Below are 12,239 nucleotides of genomic sequence, written 5' to 3' on the forward strand. Positions count from 1 at the left end.
GAGGAAATTAGGAGGGATTCATATGTATCATGCAAACATTTTACTCGTTGATGATGAAACAGCAATTTTACAATTACTAACTACCATTCTTGAAAGAGAAGGGTTTTCTCATATTACAACTGCAACATCTGCGGAAATAGCTTTATCTCTCATTGAACAAAATGAATATGATTTAATTATTTTAGATGTAATGCTTCCTAGACAGTCCGGCTTCGATATTTGTCCTATCATTCGCCAAAAGACAGATTGTCCTATCTTCTTCCTAACAGCGAAAACATCTGATTTAGATAAAATATCTGGATTTTCATACGGTGCGGATGATTACATTACGAAGCCATTTAATCCGCTAGAAGTAGTGGCTCGTATGAAAGCCCAACTTAGAAGACATATGAAACAAAGCATACAAGAACAAAAAACACACTCCATTTCATTTGAGAGGTTTGAAATCGATCAACATTCTGCGGAACTAACAGTAGATGGTAGCATTGTCGAATGCTCCGCTCAACTCTTTCAACTACTACTCTTCTTTTGTGAGAATCCAAACTACGTATTTTCGAAGGAAGAAATATATGAAAAAGTTTGGGGAGCGCCTGCCTATAATGGAGATGATAATACTGTTATGGTTCACATTCGAAAACTACGTGAAAAAATTGAACAAGATCCAAGTAAACCAGAATACATAAAAACAGTTCGTGGACTTGGCTATAAGTTCATTACAAAGTAGGTTAACGATATGAATTTTAATAAGCGACTTATAATCCAGTTTATCTTACAACACGTTTTCGTTTTATTTACGCTCCTTATCGCTGTAGTTGCTTCTCTTTCTTATTTAATTTTCCTTCTTACTAGCACTTTATATGCACCTAACATTTCTGATTCTGATAGCTTTACAATTTCCGAATATATTTCTTCCAAAAATAATGACATAACCTTAAAATCTGAGGTGAAAGATTTAATAGTAGAAAAAAATGATTGGCTTCAAATTGTAGGTGAGGATGGAAAGGTCCTTTACAACTTCAATACACCTAGTGATGTTCCGACCTCTTATACAAAGACATCCTTAGTTGCATATTTACAAAATAGTATAGAGAATCCTTATAAATTTACTTATTGGGAAATTAAATTAGAAGAGAAACCAGTACTCATTATTTACGGTGCCAAACTAAAAAGTAATACATTACTAAAAACGATACAACAAGGACATCCTTCTTTATCATTAAATGAATTTGCATTAACTGAACAAGAAAAACAATTACTTTCTAAAGAAAAAGCAACACTGCAAATATTTAATAACAATGGCGAAGAAGTTTTTTCCTATCCAGATGGAAAGAAAAAAACATTTTCAGCGATAAAAACTGCTCTTAATGAAAAAGAACCGTGGAATCATAAAGAAAGGACATCTAGTTTTTACGATTCAAATAGCGGTCATCTCGCCGTTATATCAGCAAAAAATGATCATTACTATCCAGATGATGAAATAGATGATGTATTTACTAAGAAATTTCTAATCGGATGCAGCTTAATCCTCCTTATTGTGTTTGTTTATTTAGTCATTCTTTCAATTTGGTATGGAAATAAGTTTGGAAAGCCTTTATTACACACGATGCGCTGGCTTAAAAACATAGCCGGAGGAAAATATGAAGAGCCTGTTAGTAAAAAAGGAAAACCTATTCGATTCCGGCGCTCAGGTAAAGAGAAATGGTCATTCCGCATATTTAAAGATGTTACAAACTCGCTAGAGCACCTTTCTATTACTTTGAAAAAGAACGATGCAATGAGAGAAGTACTGCAACAAACACGTGAAGAATGGATTACTGGTTTGACGCATGATTTAAAAACACCGCTTAGCTCTATATACGGCTATGCATTATTACTAGAATCGAAGCAATACAATTGGACTGATCAAGACATTCAACAATTTGGTCATGTAATGAAAGAAAAATCTCAATATATGACTACGTTAATTGACGACTTAAGCTTAACGTATCAACTAAAAAATGATACTCTTCCTGCGCAACACTCAAATGTTGAAATTAATCAGTTCGTCCAAAAAGTACTATTACAATTTATTAATAACCCGACACTACAAAATCAAAACATTGAATTTGTGCCAAGTTCAAGCAAAATCCAATATTTTATTGAAGAAAAATGGTTCCAGCGTATTATCGAAAACTTATTAGCAAACGCTGTAAAACATAATAATGAAACGACAAACGTAATCGTAAAACTTTCGCAAAATGCAAATTCATTTACACTATCTATTTCAGATAACGGAAAAGGAATGGATGATAAAACGAAAGAACTTTTATTCGAAAGATATTACAGAGGAACAAATACAGAAGAAAGCAACATAGGAACCGGGCTTGGCCTAGCCATTACAAAGCAACTCGTTCATGCTCATAACGGAACGATTTCCATTGATAGTGAGCTTGGGAAAGGAACGACTATTATTATTGTGTTTCCGTTTCATTCGTAGGAAAGGCGCTATATAGTGCCTTTTTATATTTCTCCTATAACTACAATTAACAGCTTCCGCGCCTGTTCATATATATTAAGTTGACGAGTCAGCTCCGCATATTGTTCCGTGTTACCCAAAAACAAATATTCCTGATAAGTTTGTAAAAAGCTTTCATACAACAACTCTCTTTGAAACTTCGGAATCTTTTTAGAAGCAAGAACATAACTCAAACTTCCATCTATTAATGACGTATAATTATAAAAATCATCCGCAAAAGACTCTGTCTTATATTCCTCTTCAATTCTTTCTATATCTTCTGATGGGTATGGAATTTCTAATTTCCTTTTCATACATTCAAGTTTTTGACAAAGTTCTAATCTAATTTTCACTATGTCCCATCCCCATTCTCCCCTTATAAAAAAGCGAACCATCTCTCAATGATTCGCTCTTCTCCTATTATTTCTTCTTCACCGGTATCCAAAGCTCTACTTGAGCAAACTCACTCTTATCTTCGTGGCAACGCTCATCGTATAGTTCGAACTCTGTAACTCCACAATGTTCATATCCTGAGTGCGGGAACCATTCTGAGAATACTGCATTCCATGTTTGATGGATAGAAGATACCATTTCTTCATGAGGAACTTTTGGTGTTGTAAATACTGCATATGTTGCTGCCGGGAAAGTACGCTGTGCAATTGTACTCGGTACATTCTCAAAATCTGTAACTTCCATTCCGATAATATATGTGAAGTCCCCTGTTTCTAAATTAAAATCTGTACATAGTCCAAGCTCTACCCATTGGCTCGTATCTTTACGATTCGGAATCGTCGTTCCAAGATCCTTTTGTAAATATTCCTGCCAAAAGACCGGGATATCTTGATGATTTTTCCCTTCTTTACTCGTTGTCTTCAATTCATATCCAGCAACTAAAAATTCCGGTTTATTTACAATACGATATTCCATTTGTATGCCTCCTAAATATGGATTTAATTTTCGTTGTTTTACATTGACTCTATAATACATCGGCGTTTCAATTTCTTGTTTTCGATACTCACTTGGTGTCATTTGAAATAATTTTTTAAAGGCTCTCGTGAACGTTTCATGAGATTGAAAGCCATGCTCAAATGCGATATCAATAACTTTTTCATCCGTATGAGAAAGTTGATAAGCTGCCCGGGCTAACCTCCTCTTCCGAACATACTCCATTACTGTATCACCTACTAACGCCTGGAATACACGATGAAAATGTGATTCAGAAAAACCTGCAATACGAGCTAAATTACGCAGCGTTTGTTTTTCCATTACATCTTCTTCAATATAATCAATTGACCTTTGAATTTGTGTTTCATAGCTTTCCATCTCTGTTCACCCGCCTTATATGTATTATGATAAAAGAGAACTCTATCCAATTCTTGACGTTTTTTACTATAATTCCATAAAAAACTGTAACTTTTTTATATGTATTTCGTTGTTATTTATGAAGGGAGGGAAATGTAGTGAAACAAAGTCAAACACTTGAAGAAATTTACTCACAACATATGCACGATTTATTTCGCTATCTTCTCTCCCTAACCGGAGATTTCTACTGTGCAGAAGATCTCATGCAGGAAACATTTTACCGAATGCTCGTCCACATTGACTATTATAAAGGAGAAGAAATTAGGCCGTGGTTGTTTACAATCGCCTATAACGCCTTTATCGATTGGCACCGAAAAGAAAAGAAATATAAAACAACTACAGTTGAAGAATTCCATTTACCAAACGTGCCAAGTACAGAGCATGCATATTTCGTAAAACATGAGATTACTAGTTGGTTACAAAGTTTATCCTCTCTTCCGCTCGAAAGACGAAATGTGTTACTACTACGAGATTACTACGGATTCTCCTATAAGGAAATAGCAGACATGATCGGTCTCTCGTTAGCAAAGGTGAAAATTGAATTACACCGCGGGCGAAAAGAAACGCGAAGCATAAAGGAGTGATACAGATGGGTTGTGCAGAGTTTAAAAAACTATGGGAGAAGTATGAAAAAGGAACGCTCACACATGATGAACAAGAAAAGTTAGAAAGTCATATTGAGACATGTGAAGAATGTGAAGCTCATTTGGATGAATTGTTAGCAAAAACAGAACTAGTTAAGAAAAAGTTACCACCAAAAGATCTTAAAGTTCCTTTTTGGAAAATTAAGTGGAAACACCGTTTACAAACGCTTGGTTTTATACTAGCAATTTGTATCGTTATATATATGATCGGCGGGGTATTATCCGCCTTTTATTTTCAAGCTGATAATGATAAAAGACTAAAAGAAATAAGAGATGTTCCTTCTCTTGCACTTGAAGCGACTATCCCAAATAGCCGTGTTATGGGGGGCGGAACAAGTGTAGAAGCTTTTTTCCGCACGAACAGCCACTTTGATTTAGTGAAAACCGTCGGTAAAAAAGAAAAGTCACTCGGGACAGTAGAAACAAAAAGCTTCTTGTCATCTGTAGAGGTCACGAACAAATCTTGGATGAATACATTCTATCAGCCAAAACTTTTCTTTGTTCATCCAAAAACAAAACAGGGCGATTATTTAAAAGAAGCTTCAAAAAAAGTATGGGATACACTCGCAAAAGTACACGATGGAACCGTTGCTGAAGTAGCAATATCCTTCGATAAATCCTACACTTTACAAGAATTAGAACCACTTTTATATAGCGTATTTGAAGCACAAGAACTCCCTCCAACTCCTGTATGGTACGCTTTAGATACGGGCCAAGAAAAAACAAATGTAGAAGACTACATCCTACATGGCGGGGAAGCTATAGGGTTTCCAGAACATGTAAGATTCCTTGATAATGAAACAGATAGGCAGAAAACGCCAGAAGATAAAGTAATAGAAATGATGCGCATTCTTTCTACACATAAAAAAACGGTAAGCAAAGTCTCTATGCTTCATGAGAGCGAACTAAACTTAGATAAACGCTATGAATATGTAAAGGATAACGGAGTAAAAGTATATGGTATTGTCATTACTGGACCGTCGAAAGAGTTATTAAAATTACAAAATTCACCGTACGTACGTTATGCGACTCTTGGAGATATTGAAATTTGGAATTGGTTTGACAATTAATAAAAGAAGTAGCGCATTAAAAACAGTGCGCTACTTCTTTTTTAATTCGAAATCACTTTCACATACATCCCTCTCACCGCTTTTTCATAAGCGATATCACTCATCTGTTTTATGTTTTCTGATACGACAGACGATTGAACAACTTCCCCTTCAAGAAGGAACGGCGGATCAATGAGACGCACTTTATTTTTCTGATATAAATCATAATCATTTCTATCTTCTTTTACTTCTACACTTGGATGAACTTTACTTAATAAAGCATCGACTTCTTGGTCTTTACATTGCTGTAATTTCGATATAAGCTCATGATCTTCAAGAAGGAAATCATCTGGATGGATTATCTTTTTATGAAGAGCTAATTTTAACGTTTTAGCTAACATATCATTTCCATAAATATTAATTGGCTTCATAAAGAAATCGATTACTTCTTTGTAATACGTCTTCGTAAACCATTCTGCAATTTCAATGTTTTGAAGAACCATTTTCCCATTTACTGCGATTAAATCCTTTAAAAAATCTTGAGCTTCTTCTAACGAAATATATCCGTATGTATACATATCTCTCAATGTGTAATCCACTCGGTCCGCACATAACTCTGGTGCTGATCTTTCAAGTAAAGTCCACTTTGAATCATCTAATAAAATATCTTCATAGCGATATCCATGTTTTGAAAGAATCGCCGGAATTTCTGAGTTTTTAACGACAGAGCTAAATATCTCTTCATGATAACTTTCATTTTCGTTATCAAAAACGTAATCAATCACATGAGAAAAAGCAGTATGCGATACATCATGCAGTAAACCGGCAATCTGTTCTTCTACTGAACCACCAAGTTTTTTAATTAACAACATAACACCAACTGAATGATCAAAACGCGTTACATTCCATTTCTCGTTCATTAAGTAACTCGCTCCGGCCTGATGAATCCCTTTCAGCCTTTGTACAGGTTTACTTAAAATTAATTCTTCTAACACTTGATCTACTTTAAACTCACCGTATATTACATCTGATATGACCACTTATAATCCCCCTTTTTCAAGCAGAATCTTCTTATAGTATCTCTTTTTCCAGGGAGAGTAAATATACTATTTTGCAATCCAAATACGAACGTTCTGTTTTTTAAAAAATAGAGAGCCATTAGCTCTCTATTAAATACACTTATTCAAACGTAACTTCCACCTGCACAATCTCAGATCTACTTCCAAGTCTGAGAGGTGGTCCCCAAAATCCGAATCCAGAAGAAACAATGGCGTGGAATGCACCTTTTTGTGCGTATCCCCAGTCTAGTTCGTACATTCTTCTCGTTACAATATGATTCGGCGCCATTTGTCCGCGGTGCGTGTGACCGGATAATAGTATATCAACGCCGGCATCCGCTGCCTGCTTTAATTCAAATGGTTGATGATCCATTGCGATAATAGGAAGCGATAAATCCACCGTACTCATTAAGTTTTCAAAGCTTTGACGATCTCGCTCTGTTTTATCTCTTCTCCCAACGAGATAAAAATTATCTTCGATTGTAATGACTTCATCTAAAAGAATACGAATATCAATCTTATCCATTTCTTGCAAAAATTCAGGAATCGCTCGTCCGTAATATTCGTGGTTCCCTAATACACCATATACGCCTAATGGAGCTTTCATTTGTTTCATAATGTGTCCCATATTTTTCTGAATGAACACACCTGGGTGGTCATCAATGATATCACCTGGCAGTAAAATAATATCTGGCTTCATTTCATTTACATGGTGGACTAGTCTCTTTAAATGAGAAACACCAGATAGTTTACCGAAATGCATATCAGAAGCCATCGCAATGCGTAAACTTTTACGACCCTCTACTTTTTTCGGTATGTGTACATCATACTTTCTTACAACCGGGCTATATGCATTAAATACCCCATATGCGAAGATCAAGACGAACACGAGTAAAACGACCATTCCTGTCCAAATAATTGCTGTTTCTTTCTCCACTGAAAACTGTAATAATAAGACAGCAATATCGGCTAACGGCAATAACATAAGCGCATATTGTATAACCGCAAACCATATCGAACCAATCGTTCGTAGAAATGGAAGAAACTTAAATACTTGCACGAGAATATACGCATATGAGATAAACCCGACTACGAAAGCGTAATAGCCCCAAGACTCCCAGCCGAATACTGTACTAAGCCAAACCCATCCGTTCCAGCCGATGTAAAACATAAGTAGTGTGTAAACAATTAACATAGTAAATATATTGAAATAACGAAGATTCTTCACAGCCAGCCTCCTTATTGATTTCTTCTATTATATCTTGTTATGCACGTTTAACGTAAATATTAAGCACATCAATCTTCACAATAAAAACCCCTAATTGCTAGATGCAAACCTAACAATTAGAGGTGCAATTCAAAACACAATTATTTTTACAGATTATTGATAAACACATTGTTTTTTAATTTTTAGGGGCCGCTGTAATGGGGATTTTAGAATCTTACGTGTTAGAAGAAATTGATAGTGATGTTGAATATGTTGCGACGCAGGTTGGGGAATTGATGAAGAGGAATATATAGTTTTTATAACCGTAATAAGGAAAGCCGAACCACCACTCTATGACGGTTCGGCTTTTATTTAAATCACAAAATCCTCCGGAATAAACACCTTTACTTCTTTCGGATGTACGTATACAGACTCACCCGTTTGAATGTTCAGTTGTCTAAACCGTTCTTTACTAATTTCTGCTTCTAAATATTCCTCTGTTCCCTCTCGTTTTAATTCTACATATACGACAGGGCCAACTACATGAGAATATGTTACTTTCGCCGGGATTGCCTCTACACTTTGCTCCGTACGAGAAATCGATAAATGATGTGGCCTTACATACGCTACTCCGTCTACGTTAGAAACGTGTGTATGCTCTGGTGCTTCTAGTTCTACAGAGCCTAAATCTAGTTTTCCTTTATGAACACGGCCATGAAATAAGTTTACGTTTCCTAAAAAGTCATATACAAACGGGCTTGCTGGATTTTCATACACTTCTTCTGGCGTTCCCATTTGTTCAATTCGTCCTTCATTCATCACAACGATGCGGTCCGCAACGTCTAACGCTTCCTCCTGATCATGTGTTACGAATACGCTCGTAATTTGAAATTCGTCATGTAATTTCCGGAGCCATCTTCGTAATTCTTTCCGTACTTTCGCATCAAGTGCGCCAAACGGTTCATCTAGCAATAAAATTTTCGGTTCTACTGCAAGTGCCCGGGCTAATGCAATACGTTGGCGTTGTCCGCCAGATAATTGCGCCGGGTAACGTTTTGCAAAGCCATCCATTTTTACAAGCTTTAATAATTCTGTTACCTTTTCTTCTATTGCTTCTGCTGAAGGCCTTACGCTTTTCTTCCTTACTTTTAAACCGAAAGCGACATTTTCAAACACATTCATATGTTTAAAAAGCGCATAGTGCTGGAAGACGAAACCGACTTGCCGATTTTTCACGTGAATGTCTGTTAAATCTTCCCCATCAAATGAAATAGAACCTCCATCCGCTTCTTCTAGCCCTGCAATAATTCGTAATAACGTCGTTTTTCCAGAACCTGACGGGCCTAATAAGGCAACAAGTTCTCCTTTTGGAATATCTAAACGAATGTCTTTTAACGCTTGAAATGTACCATATTGTTTTGATACGCCGTGAATTTGAATACTCATCGCAATCCCCCCTTATTGTCGTTTTTCCATTCTCCATTCGATCCAGTTTTTTATAACGAGCGTAAGAACTGCGATGAATGACATTAAAGTCGCCACAGCGAACGCAGCTGAAAATTGATATTCATTGTATAAGATTTCAATATGAAGCGGCATCGTATTTGTAACGCCGCGTACGTGACCAGACACAACGGAAACAGCTCCGAACTCACCAATGGCACGGGCATTACATAAAATCATGCCGTATAAAAGACCCCATTTTATATTCGGAAGCGTAACACGCCAAAACATTTTCCATCCGCTTGCACCAAGTGACAGAGCTGCCTCTTCTTCACTTTTCCCTTGTGCTTGCATAACCGGGATTAATTCACGTGCAACGAACGGGAACGTTACGAATATCGTTGCAATGATAATGCCTGGGACAGAGAAAATAAGTTTCACACCATGTTCCAATAGCCATCCGCCAAATGCGGCTCTCGGTGTGAAAAGTAAAACGAACACTAACCCTGCGATAACTGGTGACACTGCAAACGGCAGTTCAATAAGTGATAATAATAACTGCTTTCCTTTAAACTGAAACTTCGTAATAAGCCATGCTGCTGCTATTCCGAATATCGTGTTAAGCGGTACAACGATTAAAGCAACGAGAAGCGTTAATCGAATCGCCGAAAATGCTTCTGGATCTGTTACGGCAGCAATGTATACATCAATCCCCCGTTCAAAAGCTTTCATAAAAATTGTCACGAGCGGGAGTAATAGAAAGAGAGATAAAAATAAAACTGTTATCGTAATTAATAGACCCGGTACAAATTTAGATTCTTTTTTAGCCGATATGCTTTTTACTATTTTCTTCTCTAGTAATGTTGGTTCCATTTTCTCCCCTCCTATTCATTTCTCAGTTCATGCCTTCTACTCCAATTTTGAATCATATTAATAAGGAGAAGAAAAAGGAGAGAAATAATAAGCATAACAGCCGCTACAGCTGTTGCTCCGGCGTAATCATATTGTTCTAGTTTCGTCATAATCATCAGCGGTGCGATTTCTGTTTTCATCGGCATATTACCAGCGATGAAAACGACAGATCCATATTCCCCTAACGCCCGCGCAAAAGCGAGTGAAAAACCAGCAAGGAGAGCTGGGAATATTTCTGGTAAAATGATTTTCACAAATATTTGAAGGCGTGAGGCTCCTAAACTAGAAGCTGCTTCTTCTACTTCTTTATCAATACTTTGCAGTACTGGTTGCACCATTCGGACGACAAATGGTAAGCCGATAAACGTAAGTGCAACAATAATTCCGAGCGGTGTAAAAGCTACTTTTCTATGAAACACACTAAATATTTTTCCGATCCAACCATTTTCCGCATAAAGCGTCGTCAGTGTAATACCAGCTACAGCAGTCGGAAGAGCGAATGGTAAATCAATTAGTCCGTCTAATAATCGTTTCCCTGGAAAGGTGTAGCGAACGAGCACCCATGCAATTAATAAACCGAAAATAGCATTTACAACTGCTGCTACAAGTGAAGTCGTTAAACTCACTTGATAGGAATGCAACACGCGCTCACTCGTTATAACTTGTGCGAACTTCTTCCAGCCTAGCTGTGAAGTTTGAATAAATACGATAGAAAGTGGTATAAGTACGAATAAACTCATATATAACATTGTAAATCCAAGAGATAATCCAAACCCCGGTAAAACACGCTTCTTCTTCCTCACAATCCTTCACCTCATCCCCCCTTATTTTTGATAAATTTTATCGAATACGCCTCCATCATTAAAATGCTTTTCTTGCGCTTTTTTCCAGCCTCCAAATAGTTCATCTACTGTAAATAATTGAACTTTCGGAAATTGTGATGCGTACTTTTCCGCTACTTTTTCATTACGAGGGCGATAAAAGTTTTTCGCTGCAATTTCTTGCCCTTTTTCTGAATACAAATATTCAAGATACCCCTCAGCTACTTTTTTCGTTCCTTTTTTATCAACTACTTTATCTACAACAGCTACTGGTGGTTCTGCAAGTATACTAATCGAAGGCGTTACAATTTCGAATTTATCTTTTCCAAGCTCTTTTTGTGATAATAATGCTTCATTTTCCCAAGCAATTAACACATCACCAATTCCTTTTTCAACGAAAGTTGTCGTTGCCCCGCGCGCACCAGAATCAAGTACTTCTACGTTTTTATAAATTTGACCCACAAACTCTTTCGCTTTATCTTCACTATTGTTATACTTCTTCAGCGCATATCCCCACGCTCCTAAATAGTTCCAGCGTGCTCCTCCAGATGTTTTTGGATTCGGTGTAATGACAGACACACCTTTTTTCGTTAAATCATCCCAATCTTTAATCCCTTTTGGATTTCCTTTTCGAACGAGAAATACAATTGTCGATGTGTAAGGAGTTGAATTATCGGCCAGTCTTTTCTGCCAATCTTCTGCTAACTGTTTTTTCTTACTAATTGCGTCAATATCATAAGCGAGTGCTAGCGTTACAACATCTGCTTCTAACCCGTCAATAACAGAACGCGCCTGGCTTCCAGATCCGCCGTGTGATTGTTTTACATTCACTGTTTGCCCATGTTTCTCTTTCCAATACTTCGCAAAGTCTTTATTGAAATCTTGATATAACTCACGCGTTGGATCATATGAAACATTTAAAAGTTCAACTGTCTTCTTATCTGCACTTCCTTCAGAATTGTTAGTGGATGTTGCCGATCCACACCCCGCCAAAAGGACAAATGCTGATAATAAAACACCTGTACTTTTCATTAATGATGCCTTACTCCACTGTTTCATATATAAAGCCCCCTTAGTTTGTACAATAGAAAAAGGCACACAATCCATTCACAAAAGTGAACGTTGTGCGCCTTCAGTTTCTCTGATTAGCTTCTATTGTATTCTGTTTGATTTCTTTTCATTTTAATTCCGCAATTCACATGTGTCAACTCGGAATTTAAAATTATTATATAAGAAACGCCATACACGC

General features: G+C 36.8%; 12 protein-coding genes and 1 pseudogene. 5 read left to right on the plus strand and 8 right to left on the minus strand.

The features are described 5' to 3' along the window. The first annotated feature begins 22 nt into the window (after positions 1 to 22). Together MR109_RS12050 and MR109_RS12055 are read left to right on the plus strand one after the other, a co-directional pair. On the plus strand, positions 23 to 724 hold the full coding sequence (locus MR109_RS12050; RefSeq protein ID WP_242272200.1) for a response regulator transcription factor: 702 nt from the start codon (positions 23 to 25) through the stop codon (positions 722 to 724). Positions 725 to 733: 9 nt separating this feature from the next. Continuing rightward, on the plus strand, positions 734 to 2,476 hold the full coding sequence (locus MR109_RS12055) for a sensor histidine kinase (protein ID WP_242272201.1): 1,743 nt from the start codon (positions 734 to 736) through the stop codon (positions 2,474 to 2,476). Between the two features lie 23 nt (positions 2,477 to 2,499). On the opposite strand, the gene MR109_RS12060 is transcribed toward MR109_RS12055, so the two are convergent. After that, positions 2,500 to 2,847 carry a YxiJ-like family protein gene (locus MR109_RS12060; RefSeq protein WP_242272202.1) on the minus strand — a complete coding sequence of 116 codons (348 nt, stop codon included), beginning with the start codon at positions 2,845 to 2,847 and terminating at the stop codon, positions 2,500 to 2,502. 67 nt (positions 2,848 to 2,914) lie between these two features. Further along, entirely contained in the window at positions 2,915 to 3,817 is a 903-nt protein-coding gene (locus MR109_RS12065; RefSeq protein ID WP_002170763.1) for an AraC family transcriptional regulator, read from the minus strand. A 137-nt stretch (positions 3,818 to 3,954) separates the two neighbouring features. Between MR109_RS12065 and MR109_RS12070 the strand changes: the two genes are divergently transcribed. Both MR109_RS12070 and MR109_RS12075 read left to right on the plus strand, forming a co-directional pair. Next, positions 3,955 to 4,440: an RNA polymerase sigma factor gene (locus MR109_RS12070; RefSeq protein ID WP_048369767.1), complete on the plus strand. Its 486-nt coding sequence runs from the start codon at positions 3,955 to 3,957 to the stop codon at positions 4,438 to 4,440. 5 nt (positions 4,441 to 4,445) lie between these two features. After that, positions 4,446 to 5,570 (plus strand): anti-sigma factor, encoded by a 1,125-nt coding sequence (locus MR109_RS12075; RefSeq protein ID WP_242272203.1) that lies wholly within the window; start codon positions 4,446 to 4,448, stop codon positions 5,568 to 5,570. A 41-nt stretch (positions 5,571 to 5,611) separates the two neighbouring features. Here the strand turns inward: MR109_RS12075 and MR109_RS12080 are convergent, their stop codons facing one another. Together MR109_RS12080 and MR109_RS12085 are read right to left on the minus strand one after the other, a co-directional pair. Next, on the minus strand, positions 5,612 to 6,589 hold the full coding sequence (locus MR109_RS12080) for an HD domain-containing protein (RefSeq protein ID WP_242272204.1): 978 nt from the start codon (positions 6,587 to 6,589) through the stop codon (positions 5,612 to 5,614). Between the two features lie 139 nt (positions 6,590 to 6,728). Then, complete coding sequence (locus MR109_RS12085; RefSeq protein ID WP_242272205.1) at positions 6,729 to 7,835, minus strand: metallophosphoesterase; 1,107 nt, start codon at positions 7,833 to 7,835, stop codon at positions 6,729 to 6,731. 155 nt (positions 7,836 to 7,990) lie between these two features. Between MR109_RS12085 and MR109_RS12090 the strand changes: the two are divergent. After that, positions 7,991 to 8,128: pseudogene (locus tag MR109_RS12090) on the plus strand (TetR/AcrR family transcriptional regulator); the annotation flags it as partial. A gap of 58 nt (positions 8,129 to 8,186) precedes the next feature. On the opposite strand, the gene MR109_RS12095 reads toward MR109_RS12090, so the two are convergent. From MR109_RS12095 to MR109_RS12110, 4 genes are read right to left on the minus strand one after another with little or no spacing between them, the layout of a single operon-like run. Beyond that, on the minus strand, positions 8,187 to 9,260 hold the full coding sequence (locus MR109_RS12095) for a sulfate/molybdate ABC transporter ATP-binding protein (RefSeq protein ID WP_242272206.1): 1,074 nt from the start codon (positions 9,258 to 9,260) through the stop codon (positions 8,187 to 8,189). A gap of 12 nt (positions 9,261 to 9,272) precedes the next feature. Further along, a complete protein-coding gene (gene cysW / locus MR109_RS12100; RefSeq protein ID WP_002170751.1) occupies positions 9,273 to 10,130 on the minus strand; it encodes a sulfate ABC transporter permease subunit CysW in 858 nt (285 codons plus the stop codon). An 11-nt stretch (positions 10,131 to 10,141) separates the two neighbouring features. Further along, positions 10,142 to 10,972 (minus strand): sulfate ABC transporter permease subunit CysT, encoded by an 831-nt coding sequence (gene cysT, locus MR109_RS12105; protein WP_308197274.1) that lies wholly within the window; start codon positions 10,970 to 10,972, stop codon positions 10,142 to 10,144. 21 nt (positions 10,973 to 10,993) lie between these two features. After that, on the minus strand, positions 10,994 to 12,049 hold the full coding sequence (locus tag MR109_RS12110; RefSeq protein ID WP_242272208.1) for a sulfate ABC transporter substrate-binding protein: 1,056 nt from the start codon (positions 12,047 to 12,049) through the stop codon (positions 10,994 to 10,996). Positions 12,050 to 12,239: the final 190 nt, after the last annotated feature.

Origin of the sequence: Bacillus cereus group sp. BfR-BA-01310, assembly GCF_022664325.1 — a bacterium.
Lineage (GTDB): Bacteria > Bacillota > Bacilli > Bacillales > Bacillaceae_G > Bacillus_A > Bacillus_A paramycoides.